The organism is Massilia sp. Root351 (assembly GCF_001425045.1).
Taxonomy (GTDB): domain Bacteria; phylum Pseudomonadota; class Gammaproteobacteria; order Burkholderiales; family Burkholderiaceae_D; genus Rugamonas.
Window position 1 is genome coordinate 348932 of sequence record NZ_LMDJ01000023.1, and the last position, 15514, is coordinate 364445.

Consider the following 15514-nt stretch of genomic DNA (forward strand, 5'->3'; position numbering starts at 1 on the left):
GTGCCGGCGGGAGTTGTCTCCCGCCTTCTTGGGGTAATCAGTCTGCTGCGTAGATGTCGTTGTGGACGGTCTCTTTGACGAACAGGGTACCGATGACGACCGTGACCAGCGCGATCACGATCGGGTACCACAGGCCGTAGTAGATGTCGCCCTTGAAGGCTACCAGCGCGAAAGCGGTGGTAGGCAGCAGTCCGCCAAACCAGCCGTTACCGATGTGATACGGCAGCGACATGGAGGTGTAGCGGATGCGGGTCGGGAACATCTCCACCAGCATGGCGGCAATCGGGCCGTACACCATGGTCACGTACAGCACCAGGATGAACAGCAGCAGCACCATCATCGGCTTGTTGATCTGGTCAGGATCGGCCTTGGCCGGGTAGCCTGCGGCCTTGATCGCTGCGCCAGCTTCCTTCTTGAAGGCGGTTTCCTGCTTTTTGCTTTCGTCGTTGAAGTTCAGGCCGTCAGGCGTCATGACCGCATTGAAGGAAGGCACTTCCTTGTCGCCGATCTTGATGGTGGCAACCGTGCCGGCAGGCGCATCCTGGCGGGTGTAGGCCACCGAGTTAGCCGACAGCATGGCGGTGGCGATGTCGCACGACGATGGGAACTTCTTGGTGCCGGTCATGTTGAACTGGAAATGGCAGGACGCAGGGTCTGCCACCACCACGACTGGCGAATTTTTCAGCGCGGTTTCCAGCGCAGGGTTGCCGTAGTGGGTCAGGCCGCTAAACAGCGGGAAGTAGGTCGCGGCGGCAATCACGCAGCCACCGAGGATGATGTACTTGCGGCCGATGCGGTCCGACAGGCTGCCGAAGAAGATGAAGAACGGCGTAGCCAGCAGCAGGGCGATGGCGATCAGCACGTTGGCGGTGGCGATGTCGATCTTCAAGGTTTGCAGCATGAAGAACAGCGCGTAGAACTGGCCGGTGTACCACACCACTGCCTGGCCCATGGTCAGGCCGATCAGCGCCAGGATCACGATCTTGGCGTTTTTCCACTGGCCGAAGGCTTCGCTCAGCGGCGCCTTGGATACTTTGCCTTCCGCTTTCATCTTGGCGAATGCAGGCGACTCATTCATGGCCAGGCGGATCCACACCGAGATACCCAGCAGCAGCACGGAGACCAGGAAGGGAATGCGCCAGCCCCAGGCGTTGAACGCTTCTTCGCCGGTAGCCATGCGGGTACCCAGGATCACCATCAGCGACAGGAAGAAGCCCAGCGTGGCGGTGGTCTGGATCCAGGCGGTGAACAGGCCGCGCTTGCCGTGCGGTGCGTGCTCGGCCACATAGGTTGCCGCGCCGCCGTACTCGCCGCCCAGCGCCAGGCCTTGCAAAATGCGCAGCGTGACCAGGATGATGGGGGCGGCAATGCCGATTGCTGCGTAGCCCGGCAGCAAGCCGACGATGAAGGTCGACAAGCCCATGATCAGGATGGTGATCAGGAAGGTGTACTTACGGCCGATCATGTCGCCCAGGCGGCCGAATACCAGCGCACCGAATGGACGGACGATGAAGCCGGCGGCGAAGGCCAGAAGTGCGAAAATGAAGGTGGTGGTGGGGTCGCCGATAAAGAACTGCTTGGCGATGATGGATGCGAGCGAGCCGTACAGATAAAAATCGTACCACTCGAATACTGTGCCTAGTGAGGACGCGAAGATAACTTTCTTTTCTTCCGCCGTCATGGGCGCTGCTTTGCCCACGTTGCGCGCGCCATTGGCGGTGCCGGATGCTGTTGCCATGATTGTCTCCATATAATTATTAAACCCCGACAGCTAACGAGTTGTTACTTTATTAGCCTGAATGCACTATGGACGCGAAACCTTACGTCAGGCTTGCTTCAAACTTACGCAGAACTTACACGCCGCGCCGCTTGAATAAATTTGCGAACGACCGTACTAAAATATGCTATTCTCAATCCATCGACTACAACACTTCCAACCTGGAGACAGAAAATGACTGATGCCGTGATCGTTTCGACCGCCCGTACTGGCCTGGCCAAATCGTGGAAAGGCGCTTTCAACATGACCCATGGCGCCACGCTGGGCGGCCACGCGCTGCAGGCGGCGATTGCCCGCGCCAAGATCGAGGCGGGCGAGGTGGAGGACGTGCTGATCGGCTGCGCCAACCCCGAAGGCGCCACCGGCGGCAACATCGCGCGCCAGATCGCGCTGCGGGCCGGCTGCCCGGTGACCACCGCCGGCATGACGGTCAACCGTTTTTGCTCGTCCGGCCTGCAAACCATCGCCACTGCCGCCCAGGCCATCATCGCCGGCCAGGGCGACATTTTTGCCGCCGGCGGCGTGGAATCGATCTCCTGCGTGCAGCAGGAAATGAACCTGCATATGTATAAGGAAGTCTGGCTGTCGCAGAACAAGCCGGAAATCTACTGGAGCATGCTGCAAACGGCCGAGAACGTGGCCAAGCGTTACAGCATCGGCAAGGAGCGCCAGGACGAGTACGGCGTGCAGAGCCAGCAGCGCGCCGCCGCCGCCCAGGCCGCCGGCTTGTTCAACGCCGAAATCGTGCCGATGACCACCGTGATGGGCGTGGCCGACAAGGCCACCGGCATGCTGGTGAGCCGCGAAGTGACGATTTCCGCCGACGAAGGCATCCGCGCCGACACCACACTGGAAGGCGTGTCGAAGATCCGCACCGCCATGCCGGGCGGCGTGGTCACCGCAGGCAATGCCAGCCAGTTCTCGGACGGGGCCTCGGTGGCCATCGTGATGAATTCGAAAGTGGCCGAAGCAAAGGGCCTGCAGCCGCTGGGTATCTTCCGCGGTTACGCAATTGCCGGCTGCGAGCCGGACGAAATGGGCATCGGACCGGTGTTCGCCATTCCCAAGCTGCTCAAGCAGGCTGGCCTGAAAGTCGAGGACATCGGCCTGTGGGAGCTCAATGAAGCGTTCGCCGTGCAGGTGCTGTACTGCGCCGACAAGCTGGGCATCCCGATGGACCGCCTGAACGTGAACGGCGGCGCCATCGCCGTGGGCCACCCGTACGGCGTGTCGGGCGCGCGCCTGACCGGCCATGCGCTGATCGAAGGCAAACGCCGTGGCGTGAAGTACGTGGTGGTCACCATGTGCATCGGCGGCGGCCAGGGCGCGGCAGGCCTGTTCGAGGTCGTCTAAGGCGGCACAGCAGCAAGCACGGGCGCTCGGAGAAGCGCCCGTTTCATAACTAGATCGTCGAGACTACTATGCAATCCAAACTCCTGTCGCGGCGCGACATCGATTTCCTGTTGTATGAATGGCTGGACGTGGAATCGCTAAACCAGCGGCCGCGCTTCCAGGACCATAGCCGCGAGACCTTCAACGCGGCCATCGACACGGCCGAGCAGATCGCCACCGACCTGTTCGCGCCGCACAACAAGAAGAGCGACCAGGAAGAACCGCATACGGTGCCGGGCGAGCACTGCCTGGAAGTGAAGATCATCCCCGAAGTGAAAGCCGCGCTGGACGCCTACGTCGGCGCCGGCCTGATGGCGGCGGGCCAGGACTATGAACTGGGCGGCATGCAGCTGCCGGTGACGGTGGAGAAGGTGCTGGCGGCGTACTTCACGGCGGCCAACGTGTCCACCACGTCGTATCTGTTCCTCACCATCGGCAACGCCAATACGCTGCTCAAGACCGGCACGCCGCAACAGGTGCGCCGCTTCGTGCAGCCCATGTTCGAGGGCCGCTACTTCGGCACCATGTGCTTGTCCGAGCCACAGGCCGGTTCCAGCCTGTCCGACATCACCACCCGCGCCGAACCCGATCCAGCCCCCGGTCCCGAAGGCGAGCGCCAGTACCGCCTGACCGGCAACAAGATGTGGATCTCGGCCGGCGAGCATGACCTGGCCGGCAATATCGTGCACCTGGTGCTGGCCAAGATCCCCGGCCCGGACGGCAAGCTGATTCCCGGAGTGAAAGGCATTTCGCTGTTCATCGTGCCCAAGTTCCTGGTCAACGACGACGGCACGCTGGGCGAGCGCAACGATGTGGTGCTGGCTGGCCTGAACCACAAGATGGGCAACCGGGGCACCAGCAACTGCCTGCTCAACTTCGGCGAGGGCAAGTTCAAGCCGCAGGGCAAAGGCGGCGCCATCGGCTACTTGGTCGGCAATGCGCACCAGGGCCTGGCCAATATGTTCCACATGATGAACGAGGCGCGCATCGGCGTGGGCGCGGGCGCGGCGGTGCTGGGCTATACCGGCTACCTGCACGCGCTGGACTACGCGCGCAACCGTCCGCAAGGCCGCCACCCGGCCGCCAAGGACCCGGCGCAGCCGCAGCTGCCCATTATTGCGCACACCGACGTGCGGCGCATGCTGCTGGCGCAGAAGGCCTACTGCGAAGGCGCCCTGGCGCTGGTGCTGTACAGCTCCCGCCTGGTGGACGAGCAGCACACGGCAGCCACGCCGCAAGCGCGCGAGCATGCCGGCCGCCTGCTGGATTTCCTCACGCCCATCACCAAGTCCTGGCCCTCGCAATGGTGCGTGGAGGCCAACAGCCTGGCAATCCAGGTGCACGGCGGTTACGGCTACACCCGCGAATACAACGTGGAGCAGTTCTATCGCGACAACCGCCTGAACGCCATCCACGAAGGCACGCACGGCATCCACGGGCTGGACCTGCTGGGCCGCAAGGTGTCCATGCAGGAGGGCGCGCTGTTCAAGGCCTTCGCAGGCGAAGTGCGCAAGACGGTGGACCGCGCCGCGTCGGCCAACCCGCATCACGCGCTGTCGGCCGAACTGTGCGCGCAGGCGGACGCATTGGCCGCCGCGCTGCGCCGCACCAGCCACGTGACGCAGGCCCTGTACGCGGCGGGCGACATGAACAAGACCCTGGCCAACGCCAGCACCTACCTGGAAGCCATGGGCCACATCGTGGTGGCGTGGATGTGGCTGGAGCAGGCCGTGGTGGCCGCGCGCAGCCTGGCCGAAGGCGCTGCCGGAGAGGACGCCAATTTCTATCACGGCAAGCTGCAAGCCTGCCGCTACTTCTTCCGCTGGGAGCTGCCCAAAGTGCAGCAACAGCTGGATTTGCTGGAAAGTATAGACACGACCACGCTCGACATGCAGGATGCGTGGTTTTGAATTTTAATCTCAGCAGGAGACCAACGATATGCGTACTACCCAAGAACTATTCAGCCTGCAAGGCAAAACCGCACTGGTAACCGGCGGCTCGCGCGGCCTGGGCCTGCAAATGGCGCTGGCGCTGGGCGAGCAGGGCGCCAAGGTGGTGCTGTCCTCGCGCAAGCAGGCAGACCTGGACGAAGCCGTGGCCATCCTGGCCAAGCATGGCGTGACCGCCTACGCCATCGCGGCGGACCTGGGCAAGGAAGCCGCCGTCGGCCCGCTGGTGGACGCGGCAATGGAAAAGCTGGGCGGCCATATCGACATCCTGGTCAATAATGCCGGCGCCACCTGGGGCGCGCCGGCCGAAGACTACCCACTGGAAGCGTGGGACAAGGTGATGAACCTGAACATCCGCAGCATTTTCCTGGTGTCGCAGGCGGTGGGCAAGCGCTCCATGATTCCGCGCAAGTATGGGCGCATCATCAACATCGCGTCGATTGCCGGCCTGGCCGGCAATCCGCCGGGCATGCAGACCATCGCCTACAACACCTCCAAGGCGGCAGTGATCAACTTCACCCGCACCCTGGCGGCGGAATGGGGCGTGCATGGCATCACGGTCAACGCCATTGCGCCTGGCTTCTTCCCTTCCAAGATGACGGCCGGCCTGCTGGCCGCGCTGGGCGAAGAGCAGATGGCCGCCGAAGCGCCGCTGCGCCGCCTGGGCGACGATGAAGACCTGAAAGGGCCGGTGGTGCTGCTGGCGTCCGACGCGGGCAAGCACATCACCGGCCAGACCCTGCCTGTCGACGGCGGCGTGTCCGCGCTGTAAGGAGACCTGCAATGACTACCTACCAGCGCATCGTCCTCGCTTCCCGCCCAAGCGGCGAAGTCCAGGCCAGTAACTTCCGCCTGGAGACTGCCGAGATCCCGGCGATCGCCGACGGCCAGATCCTGATCCGCAACCACTACTTGTCGCTGGACCCCTACATGCGCGGCCGCATGAGCGACGCCAAGAGCTACGCCGAACCGCAGCCGCTGGACGCCACCATGATAGGCGGGACCGTTGGCCAGGTGATCGCATCGACGCACCCCAAGTTCGCTGCGGGCGATTTCGTGGCCGGCATGTTCGGCTGGTCCGAGATCGGCGTATCCGACGGCGCGCTGCTGCGCAAGCTCGATACCACGCACATCCCGCTGTCTGCCTACCTGGGTCCGGTCGGCATGCCCGGCATGACCGCATGGTTCGGCTTCAACCAGATCATGCAGCCGAAAGCCGGCGAGACGGTGGTCGTGTCGGCAGCCAGCGGCGCGGTGGGCAGCGTGGTGGGCCAGTTGGCCAAGCTGCGCGGCTGCCGCGCGGTAGGCATCGCCGGCGGCAAGGACAAGTGCGACTACGTGGTCAATGAGCTGGGCTTCGACGCCTGCATTGATTACAAGGCCGGCAAGCTGGACGCGGACCTGGCGGCCGCCACACCGGACGGCATCGACGCCATCTTCGAAAACGTGGGCGGCGCGGTGTTCGACGCCGCGCTGGCGCGCACCAACGCGTTCGCCCGCGTCGCGCTGTGCGGCATGATCGCCGGCTACAACGGCGAAGACGTCCCGATCCGCAATGCGCGCGTGCTGCTGACCAACCGCCTGACGGTGCGCGGCTTCATCGTCTCCGAACACATCGAGCTGTGGCCGCAGGGCCTGGGCGAACTGGGCGGCCTGGTCGCCACCGGCAAGCTCAAATACCGCGAATCGGTGGCGCAAGGCCTGGCCGCCGCGCCGGAGGCATTCATGGGCCTCCTCAAAGGCAAAAACTTCGGCAAGCAACTGGTAAAACTGATTTAAGGCTGACACGAATGAAAAACTTCCAAGACAAAGTAGCCGTCATCACCGGTGGCGCAGCGGGCCTGGGCCGCGAATTCGCCATCAAGGCGCATAAGCTGGGCATGAAGCTGGTACTGGCCGACGTGCAGCAGGACACGCTGGACAAGACCGTGGCCGAACTGAAGGAGCAGGGCGCGCAGGTGATCGGCCTGATCTGCGACGTGCGCAAGGGTGAGCAGGTGCAGGCGCTGGCCGACGCTACCATGAAGGAGTTCGGCTCGGTGCACCTGGTATTCAACAACGCCGGCGTGGGCTCGGGTGGCCTGATCTGGGAAAACACGGTGGCGGACTGGGAGTGGGTGCTGGGCGTGAACGTGTGGGGCGTGATCCACGGCGTGCGCATCTTCACCAGGCTGATGCTCGAATGCGCGAAGAAGGAGGAGGGCTACGAGGGTCATATCGTCAACACGTCGTCGATGGCCGGGGTGGTGAATCCGACCGCGATGGGCGTCTACAACGTGTCCAAACACGCGGTGGTGTCGCTGTCCGAAACGCTGTACCACGACCTGAGCCTGGTGGACGCGCCTATCGGCGCCTCGGTGCTGTGCCCGTTCTTCGTCCCGACCGGCATCAACCAGTCGCACCGCAACCGCCCGGACGACGTGAAGATGGACGCCAAGCCGACCCGCAGCCAGCTGGCCTCGCAGGCCATGACGGACAAGGCCGTCAGCTCCGGCAAGGTGACCGCCGAAGACGTGGCCAACATCACCTTCCAGGCGATCGAGGATGGCCAGTTCTACATCTACACGCATCCGCAGGCGCTGGGCGGCCTGAAGACGCGCATGGAAGACATGATTTCCGGCCGCAATCCGACCGATCCCAACGACGCCACCCCGCACATCCGGCAGATGCTGAAGGACATGGTCAAAGGCGGTGGCGCAGCCTGATTCCATATGCGACAATCCTGCGCATGAATACTGCGCACGATATTCGCTTCGGCGACTGGAGCACCCTGCAACAAGACGCAAAGGCCATCCGCATGGAGGTCTTCGTGGTGGAGCAGAACGTTCCCGCCGAGCTGGAAATGGATGACAACGACGCGGCATGCCTGCATGCCGTGGCCTACGACGCGGCCGGCGCGCCCATCGGCACCGGCCGCCTGCTGCCGGACGGGCATATCGGCCGCATGGCCGTGCGCAAGCCGGCGCGCGGCAGCGGGATCGGCGGCGCACTGCTGCAAGGGCTGATGGCCCAGGCCAAGCTGCGCGGCCACAAGACCGTGGTGCTGGGTGCGCAGACGCATGCGGCGCCATTCTACGAAAAGCATGGTTTCTCCATCGTCGGCGACGAGTTCACCGAAGCCGGCATTCCCCACGTCGAGATGACGCATATGTTCGCCTGATTGTCGCCTGATTGTCGCCTGACTGCGGCAGCCAGGTCCTGCCGGTCGCCAGCCGGGTCAGTAGCGGTACCACGCGCCAACGTAGGCGTAGCCGCCCGACGGCCGGCCTGCGCGGTTCAGCACTGAGCCGGCATTGAAGCGCTCAATATTGAGGCTAAGCGTCAACGCAGGCTCCGGCGACCAGCTGGCAACCACGCGCAACAGCCCTCCTATCTCGTGGCCCGCCACGTTCTGCGTGCCGGCATAGGCGCGCATACCGCCCGCATAGGCCGCATCGCGCTCCGTATAGCGGCGTGCAAAGCCGTATTCTGCCGACAGCCTGGTCTGTGCCGTGGGCGCCAGCGCCAGGCCGGGCGTTACCATGACGAGATTGCTCAAACTGAGAAACTGGCCTTCGCCCAGGTAGTTGGAGCTGGCGTACAGCTGGTTGAAGCTGCGCTGGGGAGCGCTGGCAGGTGCAACGCTGCCATCGGCTCCGCTGCCATCGATGCGCCCGCCCGAGGCCACGTCCAGCCGCGCGGTGATACGCGGCTTCCAGCCTTGGCCGGACAATGCGAGACTGTGGACGGCAAACAGCGCCCACGCTTCGGTCTTGCGGCCTGGACTGCTCCCTCCCACTCCGCTTGCCGGCATGGCGCCACCCGCAGCCGGGACGGTGTACCGGCCTGCCTGGTGCGCCAGCGTCCAGTCGAACGCCAGCCGGCCGCTGCGGCCCCAGATGCGCAGACCGAGGGTGTCGCGCTTGTCGAGTCCTGTGCGTCCGCCGAGACGGAAGGCTGGATTCTTGGTGCGCAGCCAGAACGGATCGAGCGAGAGCGCCGCCTCCCCGTTGCCAGCATCGCCCGGCATGGCGAGGTTTGCGCTGAGCCCCTGCAGCCGCTCGGCGTGATTAATCTTCTCATCGAAAGGACCGCGCCGCAGCGTGGTCGCCCGCAAGTCGAACGCGGTAACGCGCAAAGCGCCGTCCTTGCCGTACAGCCGTACTCCGTTCCAGCTGCGGTGGATATTCGGGCCGTCGCCTACGCTGAGCAGCTGTTTCGGTCCGTCGGCGAATTCCTGCCGGCCTAGCGCCGCCCCGATGACGGCGCTTCCCATGCTGGCGCTGGCGTCGGCGTAAAACTGCTGCAGCGACACCGTGTTCTGGAAGTTGGCGCCGGCACTGTCCCGGCGCCCCGCAACCTGCCCGGTGCCGGCCTCGCCAACCAGGCGCAGATTCGGGCCGAGGTGCAGCTTGGCGCCCAGGATGCCGCGAAACAGCGTTTGCCGGTAGTCGTTGCCTCGCACGGCCTGGGCGTTGTTGAAGCTGTCGTAGCGCAAGCGTGCCTCACCGTTCAGCGCAAACGCCGGCTCGCCAAGCGCCCACGACGGGCACTGCGCCGCCCCCAGCAACACGCTTGCCAGCCCCGCGCGGATGGCGTTTGATGCCGACGGCTTCAACCGGCGCTCCCGGTCCGGGCGGCGCCCGGCAGCGGCCGTCCCAGGTGGACGATGGCAAAGGCGGCAAGGATCAGTACCGCTGCTGCCCCGAATGCAGCCTGCATGCCGCCCGTCACGGCGCCCGGATCGGCGGCAGGCAGGCCGGACGCCGCCACGCCCAGTGCGTACACGGCCCCCATGGCTGACGCACCCGTAATGAGGCCCAGATTGCGCGACAGGTTCAACAAGCCCGACACTACGCCGCGCTGATCCTGGCAGGCGGCTGCCATGACGGCGGTATTGTTTGCTGCCTGGAACAGCGCATAGCCCGCAGTAAGCATGGCCAGCGGGCCGACGTAGCCGGGCACGCCGTAGCGGGCCGCCAGCAAAGGCAGCGCTGCGGCGCCGGCCAGCATGGCGGCCAGGCCGGACAGGCTCATGCGGTGCGCGCCGAGGCGGTCGACCAGCCGGCCGGCTGGAAAACCGGCCACTGCCGCCACCAGCGGTCCGGCGGACATGGCGAGACCTGTCTGGCCGGCATCCAGCGCCAGTGCGCCGCCCAGGTAGAACGGGCCGACTATCAGCGTCGCCATCACAACCGTTGTCACCAGCGCGCTTGCCACAAAGCCTGCGCCGAGGGCTGCGTCGCTGAACATTGCCAACCGGATCAACGGCGAGCGCGCCTTCTTCTGGGAGAGCACGAAAACGACCGCGCCTGCGCCGGCGCACAGCAGCAGCGAGGCGTTCAGCCAGCCGAAATCGCCGCGCCCGGTGGTCATCGCGGTGGCGAACGCCGCCAGCGTGAGGGCCAGCAGCAAAGTGCCGAGATGATCGAAATGCGGGCGCGGCGCGGCGCCGGCCGGATGGTCTGCGGGCAGGAAGCGCTGCGCGAGGAGGGCGGCAAGCAGGCCCAGCGGCACAGTCACGCCAAATACGGCAGGCCACGCGGCCAGGCCGAGCAGCGCCCCGCCCAAGGTCGGTCCCAGCGCCGTGCCAGCGGCCGACATGGCGCCCAGCAGGCCCATGGCGCTGCCGGTCTTCGCCTTGGGTACGGAAGCTGCAACGAAGGCCATCGACAGCGCCATCATGGCGGCGGCGCCCAGGCCTTGCAAGGCGCGGGCAGCGATCAGTTGCCACAGTTCCGACGCCAGCGCGCACAGGCCCGAAGCGAGCGTGAACAGCAGGATGCCGCCGACCAGCAAGCGGCGCCGGCCCACCAGGTCGCCCAGCCTGCCAACGCTGACGACCAGCGTCGTCACGGCCAGCAGATAGGCCAGCACCACCCATTGGACATGCTGGAAGGTGGCATCGAAGGCGAGCGCCAGCGCCGGCAGGGCGACATTGGCGATGCTGGTTCCCAATGAGGAAAGCAGCGTGGTCAGCGAGAGCGCGGCCAGCGCGCGCCCGGCGGCGCGCGCGAGCGGCGGAGTGGTGATATTCATAAGGGCGTCCTGGTTGATTGCTTACCAAGCATCGTACCGGCGCGCGGGATACGGCGGAAGGCGCAGCAATTGCAGCTTATTAGTGCAGCTGACGCCATATATGAAACGCATCCGTGCTATCGTTGAGGCATGACTTCCCCCGATTTCAACTTGCTCGTTACGCTGGATGTGCTGCTGTCCGAGGGCAGCGTGGCGCGTGCGGCGCGGCGCCTGCGGCTCAGTCCGTCGGCCATGAGCCGGGCGCTGGCGCGGCTGCGTGTAACCACCGGCGACCCGCTGCTGGTGCGGGCCGGACGCGGCCTGGTGCCTACGCCGCGCGCGCTGGAACTGCGCGAGCGCGTCAGCCAGCTGGTGCAGGAAGCCGAGTCCGTGCTGCGGCCGGCGGAACGGCTGGACCTTGCCGGCCTGGTGCGCACATTCACGATCCGCGCGCGGGAAGGCTTCATCGACAATTTCGGCGCCGAGCTGATCGCCCGTGTCTCGGCCGAAGCGCCCGGCGTACGGCTATGCTTCATCGACAAGTTGGACAAGGAAAGTACCGGGTTGCGCGACGCGACGGTGGACCTGGAAACAGGCGTGGTCGGCAAGGCCACCGGCCCGGAAGTGCGCACCCGCGCGCTGTTTCGGGACCGCTTCGTGGGCGTGGTGCGCGCCGGCCATGCGCTTGGCGAGGGCACGGTGACGGCAGCCCGTTACGGCCAGGGCCGGCACGTCGCGGTATCGCGGCAAGGACAGGAAAGAGGGCCGATAGATGAAGCACTACGGCAAGCGGGTCAAGAGCGGACGGTGGTCACCGTTGTCGGCAGTTTCGCAGCAGCGCTGGCGCTGGCCCGCGCCACGGATCTGATCGCCAGCGTGCCTGAACGACAAACCGGCAAACTGCGCGACGGCCTGCACAGCTTCCCGCTGCCGCTGGCCGCGCCGCAAATCACGGTGTCCATGCTGTGGCATCCGCGCATGGAAGCCGACCCGGCCCACCGCTGGCTGCGCGGCCTGGTTCACGCGATCTGCGCTGCGGAAGGCTAAGCCGATCGGCCTTGCTCGCGAGTGTGGCAGACGCGGACGATGGCGACGGTCGAGTCCGGAATCCGCGCGGGGAGTGGGGTGTCTTTTCCAGGCTGCCGGTCCACGCCTTGGGCCGCCTCCATGCAATATGCCGTGGCCTTACTGTATGAGCATTTCATGCAGTACCGCGGGGGCATCCGCGTAGAGCTTGACGACTGTCGAACTGCGGGTGCCGTAGCCGGGGGACTCGATGCGCACTGCCGACAGCAGGCGCTCCACCTCGATCGGCACGCCGGTTTCCGGCAGGCGCAGGTCGGGGGCGCGGGTGGTGTCGGCCAGCATTTCGAAGTAGGCGTCGTCCGGCGCGCCGAGGCACAGCAGGCTGGCGAACTGGGCTTTCGTCTTCAGCACTTTCGGCCACGGCGAGTCCAGCGTGGCGTTGGACAGGCCGTAGATGCCGGGTGTCAGCGGCTGGCCGTTGCGCGGGTCGCCGTCGCCCTTGTTGGAGTACCAGATCAAGGTGTCGCGGTCGCCAATGACAAGGTTGAAGCCGTTGTAGGCATGCGCGCCTTCGCGGATATGGTCGATATACTCGGCCGGCGACAGGCTGCCGGCCAGGAAGTCGGACACCAGCTGCCCGCGCGAGGGCGCATCGGCCTTGTGTTCCTGCGGCGCGCGGATGTTTGTGATGGCCGCAAAGCGGGGCGAAGCGCCGCCTGCCGCGGCGCCGGCGTCCGCCCCGGCGTCGTTCCCGGCCTGGCTGATGCCCATCCAGCTGCCGCCGGCCTTCAGGTCGCGGCCCGCATAAATACGCGGCTGGTCCGGCCATGGTGCAGCCGGGGCCGCTTCGCGCGCGTAGTACTCATCGCGGTTGGCGGCGGCAATCAGCGGCACGGCCGGCACCACTTGCCACGCGAAAACAATCAAACACATGAGTTCAAGTCCGTAAAAACTTCAGTGTGGCGGGGGCCGGCGGTCAGCGGCGCCAGCCCCGACTGCTGGACGGCGGCCGACAGCGCGGCCTCGAACCCGTCCGGCACCGCCGGATAAACTTCCATCCAGGTCTGCAAGCCATCCCTGGCCTGCGGACGGCGCTTCAGCTGCGGCGCGGCGCCGCAAGCGCTGGCCAGCCCGGCCTGCATGGCCGTGACCGCTCCGTGCAGGGCTGCCGTGTCGGCTTCCCGCACCTGGTAGTAAATATACAAATCGGTCATGTCAGACGTCGAGCTTGTCCAGCACGTAGGGCATGGGCAGGAACTCCAGCGCCACGCCGTGCGCCGCAGCCAGGCGCACCTGGCCCTGCTCCAGCGCATCGAGCTTCATTTCCACCAGCGCGTCCACGCCGCCCAGGCCGTTCGGCGCGGCGTTGACCACCATGCCGCAAGGCTGGGAAGGGTCGGACTCGGCGAACACTTCCGCACCCGCAGCTGCGGACGGGTCCGCAATGCGCACCAGGGCCGTGCGGCGCTTGAGCTTGCCCAGATACTGGCTGCGCGCGATGATTTCCTGGCCCGGATAGCACCCCTTCTTGAAATTCACGCCGCCCAGCAGCTCGAAATTGATCATCTGCGGCACGAACTGCTCCTGGGTGCCGGCGCCGATCTGCGGCACGCCGGCGTGGATCTCGGCCAGGCGCCAGGCTTCGTTGCCGCCCACGTTCAGCTTGTCCGCCAGCACCGGTGCGACGGTGGCGGCGATGTCCGCCGAGGTCAGCCACAGGTAGCGCGGCGCGCCGAAGGCGTCGGCCACGCGCAGCAGCGTGCCGAGTGCGTGCTCGGTCTTGCTGTACGGGCGCTCGGGCAGCGGCTCGAACCAGGTCTGCAGCACCGCTTCGGCCATGCCGCCGCCCAGGCCCAGCACCACTTGCGTGCCTGGTGCATCGGTCGCGTCGGCCAGCTTGGTCTTGGCGCGCAGCACGAACATGCTCAGGCGTTTTTGCAGCGGAGGCTGGATTTCGCGCGGCAATTGCAGGAAGATGGATTCTTCGTTGCGCCACATCAGGAAAGTGGCTTGCAGCCGGCCTTTCGGGGTGCAGTAGCCGGCCAGGCGCACGTCGTCCTGGCCCAGGTGTTCGACGTCGTTGGTGAGCTGATTGTGCAGGAAACCGGCCGAGTCTTCGCCGGTCAATGCGATCAGGCCCTGGTCGGTGACGGCGGCAACAAAGCCCACGGCCAGTTCGGTCGGGGTCAGCGGCTTGCCCTGCGGCGTTAGAAGTTGATTCCAGTTACTCATAAATTCCAATAATTTGACGATTAAAGCATTATCATTACGGCCTAATTATAGTGATGTAGAAGAATTCGCGCCGGACACCGCAAAAAAGCGCGTGCTCGGCATTAACTGCCGGCCTTGACTGCCGGCCAAGTGGCTAGCAAAGATGGCATTCATAAAAAAGACGATAGTATTGGGTATCCTGGCTGCTGCCGCAGCCGGCGGGGGATTTGCCTGGTGGGCCAGGCAGCCCATCATCACGGAAGAGCCGCCGATCGATTTCACCATCGTGCCCGGCAGCGGCGCGCACGCAGCAGGCCAGCAGATCGCCGAAGCCGGCGTTCCGATCCAGCCGCTGCTGTTCAACCTGCTGGCCCGTTTCACGCAAAAGTCGTCCAAACTCAAGGCTGGCGCGTATGAGCTCAAGCCCGGCACCACGCCGCTGCGGCTGATTGACCAGCTGGTGCGCGGCGAGTTCGCGCAGGAGCAACTGACCATCATCGAAGGCTGGACCTTCCGCCAGATGCGCCAGGCCGTGGCCACCCACAAAGGCTTGAAACACGATACCGTCGCCATGTCCGACACGGAACTGATGGCGCTGGTCTCGCCCGAGTTCAAGGCGCCCGAAGGGCTGTTCTTCCCGGATACCTATCTGTTCGCCAAGGGTTCGAGCGAGCTGGCCATTTTCCGCCAGGCGCACACCATGCTGATCGCCAAGCTGAGCGAGGCCTGGGAAAAGCGCGATCCGAACCTGCCCTACAAGAACCCCTACGAAGCGCTGACCATGGCGTCCATCGTGGAAAAGGAAACCGGGCAGAAGTCCGAGCGCGGCATGATCGCCGGCGTGTTCGTCAACCGCCTGCGCCTCGGCATGCTGCTGCAGACCGACCCCACCGTGATCTACGGCATGGGCGCCAGGTATGACGGCAAGATCCGTAAAAAGGACCTGGAGACCGACACCCCTTACAATACCTACACCCGGGCCGGCCTGCCGCCGACGCCGATTGCCTTGCCGGGCATGCAGTCGCTGACGGCGGCACTGGCTCCCGCCAAGACGCCGGCGCTGTATTTCGTTTCGCGCGGCAACGGCACCAGCCAGTTTTCCGATAATCTGACCGACCACAACCGGGCAGTGAATCAGTACCAACGTTAAAGAATTCAGAGT

General features: G+C 65.3%; 14 protein-coding genes. 8 read left to right on the plus strand and 6 right to left on the minus strand.

What is annotated here, in order from left to right; genetic code table 11:
* Positions 1 to 37: 37 nt before the first annotated feature.
* Positions 38 to 1738 (minus strand): MFS transporter, encoded by a 1701-nt coding sequence (locus ASD15_RS18630; protein WP_057156513.1) that lies wholly within the window; start codon positions 1736 to 1738, stop codon positions 38 to 40.
* A 213-nt stretch (positions 1739 to 1951) separates the two neighbouring features.
* On the opposite strand from ASD15_RS18630, the gene ASD15_RS18635 reads away from it, so the two are divergent.
* The 6 genes from ASD15_RS18635 (at position 1952) to ASD15_RS18660 (ending at position 8278) form a co-directional block, all read left to right on the plus strand.
* Positions 1952 to 3130 (plus strand): acetyl-CoA C-acyltransferase, encoded by a 1179-nt coding sequence (locus ASD15_RS18635; RefSeq protein ID WP_057156514.1) that lies wholly within the window; start codon positions 1952 to 1954, stop codon positions 3128 to 3130.
* Positions 3131 to 3198: 68 nt separating this feature from the next.
* Positions 3199 to 5079 (plus strand): acyl-CoA dehydrogenase, encoded by a 1881-nt coding sequence (locus tag ASD15_RS18640; protein ID WP_057156515.1) that lies wholly within the window; start codon positions 3199 to 3201, stop codon positions 5077 to 5079.
* A 28-nt stretch (positions 5080 to 5107) separates the two neighbouring features.
* Positions 5108 to 5890, plus strand: a complete 783-nt coding sequence (locus ASD15_RS18645) for an SDR family oxidoreductase (RefSeq protein ID WP_057156516.1) — start codon at positions 5108 to 5110, stop codon at positions 5888 to 5890.
* An 11-nt stretch (positions 5891 to 5901) separates the two neighbouring features.
* Positions 5902 to 6897, plus strand: coding sequence for an NADP-dependent oxidoreductase (locus ASD15_RS18650; protein WP_057156517.1), 996 nt, complete (start codon positions 5902 to 5904; stop codon positions 6895 to 6897).
* Positions 6898 to 6908: 11 nt separating this feature from the next.
* Positions 6909 to 7823 (plus strand): SDR family oxidoreductase, encoded by a 915-nt coding sequence (locus ASD15_RS18655; protein WP_057156518.1) that lies wholly within the window; start codon positions 6909 to 6911, stop codon positions 7821 to 7823.
* 23 nt (positions 7824 to 7846) lie between these two features.
* On the plus strand, positions 7847 to 8278 hold the full coding sequence (locus tag ASD15_RS18660; protein WP_057156519.1) for a GNAT family N-acetyltransferase: 432 nt from the start codon (positions 7847 to 7849) through the stop codon (positions 8276 to 8278).
* A 57-nt stretch (positions 8279 to 8335) separates the two neighbouring features.
* On the opposite strand, the gene ASD15_RS18665 is transcribed toward ASD15_RS18660, so the two are convergent.
* The gene (locus tag ASD15_RS18665) at positions 8336 to 9715 is read right to left on the minus strand and encodes an alginate export family protein (RefSeq protein ID WP_162249920.1); all 1380 of its coding nucleotides are present in this window, start codon (positions 9713 to 9715) and stop codon (positions 8336 to 8338) included.
* Entirely contained in the window at positions 9712 to 11136 is a 1425-nt protein-coding gene (locus tag ASD15_RS18670; RefSeq protein ID WP_057156521.1) for an MFS transporter, read from the minus strand. The genes ASD15_RS18665 and ASD15_RS18670 overlap by 4 nt, the downstream gene beginning before the upstream one ends.
* Before the next feature lie 129 nt (positions 11137 to 11265).
* Between ASD15_RS18670 and ASD15_RS18675 the strand changes: the two genes are divergently transcribed.
* On the plus strand, positions 11266 to 12162 hold the full coding sequence (locus ASD15_RS18675) for a LysR family transcriptional regulator (protein ID WP_057156522.1): 897 nt from the start codon (positions 11266 to 11268) through the stop codon (positions 12160 to 12162).
* Positions 12163 to 12300: 138 nt separating this feature from the next.
* On the opposite strand, the gene ASD15_RS18680 is transcribed toward ASD15_RS18675, so the two are convergent.
* The 3 genes from ASD15_RS18680 to ASD15_RS18690 are packed head-to-tail and all read right to left on the minus strand — an operon-like array spanning position 12301 to position 14373.
* The gene (locus ASD15_RS18680) at positions 12301 to 13074 is read right to left on the minus strand and encodes an NRDE family protein (protein WP_057156523.1); all 774 of its coding nucleotides are present in this window, start codon (positions 13072 to 13074) and stop codon (positions 12301 to 12303) included.
* Positions 13065 to 13355 carry a DUF4936 family protein gene (locus tag ASD15_RS18685; protein ID WP_057156524.1) on the minus strand — a complete coding sequence of 97 codons (291 nt, stop codon included), beginning with the start codon at positions 13353 to 13355 and terminating at the stop codon, positions 13065 to 13067. The genes ASD15_RS18680 and ASD15_RS18685 overlap by 10 nt, the downstream gene beginning before the upstream one ends.
* A gap of 1 nt (position 13356) precedes the next feature.
* Positions 13357 to 14373 carry a folate-binding protein YgfZ gene (locus ASD15_RS18690; protein ID WP_057156525.1) on the minus strand — a complete coding sequence of 339 codons (1017 nt, stop codon included), beginning with the start codon at positions 14371 to 14373 and terminating at the stop codon, positions 13357 to 13359.
* Between the two features lie 142 nt (positions 14374 to 14515).
* On the opposite strand from ASD15_RS18690, the gene mltG reads away from it, so the two are divergent.
* Positions 14516 to 15502 carry an endolytic transglycosylase MltG gene (gene mltG, locus ASD15_RS18695; protein ID WP_200953997.1) on the plus strand — a complete coding sequence of 329 codons (987 nt, stop codon included), beginning with the start codon at positions 14516 to 14518 and terminating at the stop codon, positions 15500 to 15502.
* Positions 15503 to 15514 lie beyond the last annotated feature (12 nt).

Excerpts from the sequence above, each read along its gene's own strand:
- ASD15_RS18630 (WP_057156513.1), bottom strand. The coding sequence starts at position 1,738 with ATGGCAACAGCATCCGGCACCGCCAATGGCGCGCGCAACGTGGGCAAA.
- ASD15_RS18635 (WP_057156514.1), top strand. The coding sequence starts at position 1,952 with ATGACTGATGCCGTGATCGTTTCGACCGCCCGTACTGGCCTGGCCAAA.
- ASD15_RS18640 (WP_057156515.1), top strand. The coding sequence starts at position 3,199 with ATGCAATCCAAACTCCTGTCGCGGCGCGACATCGATTTCCTGTTGTAT.
- ASD15_RS18645 (WP_057156516.1), top strand. The coding sequence starts at position 5,108 with ATGCGTACTACCCAAGAACTATTCAGCCTGCAAGGCAAAACCGCACTG.
- ASD15_RS18650 (WP_057156517.1), top strand. The coding sequence starts at position 5,902 with ATGACTACCTACCAGCGCATCGTCCTCGCTTCCCGCCCAAGCGGCGAA.
- ASD15_RS18655 (WP_057156518.1), top strand. The coding sequence starts at position 6,909 with ATGAAAAACTTCCAAGACAAAGTAGCCGTCATCACCGGTGGCGCAGCG.
- ASD15_RS18660 (WP_057156519.1), top strand. The coding sequence starts at position 7,847 with ATGAATACTGCGCACGATATTCGCTTCGGCGACTGGAGCACCCTGCAA.
- ASD15_RS18670 (WP_057156521.1), bottom strand. The coding sequence starts at position 11,136 with ATGAATATCACCACTCCGCCGCTCGCGCGCGCCGCCGGGCGCGCGCTG.
- ASD15_RS18675 (WP_057156522.1), top strand. The coding sequence starts at position 11,266 with ATGACTTCCCCCGATTTCAACTTGCTCGTTACGCTGGATGTGCTGCTG.
- ASD15_RS18680 (WP_057156523.1), bottom strand. The coding sequence starts at position 13,074 with ATGTGTTTGATTGTTTTCGCGTGGCAAGTGGTGCCGGCCGTGCCGCTG.
- ASD15_RS18685 (WP_057156524.1), bottom strand. The coding sequence starts at position 13,355 with ATGACCGATTTGTATATTTACTACCAGGTGCGGGAAGCCGACACGGCA.
- ASD15_RS18690 (WP_057156525.1), bottom strand. The coding sequence starts at position 14,373 with ATGAGTAACTGGAATCAACTTCTAACGCCGCAGGGCAAGCCGCTGACC.
- mltG (WP_200953997.1), top strand. The coding sequence starts at position 14,516 with ATGGCATTCATAAAAAAGACGATAGTATTGGGTATCCTGGCTGCTGCC.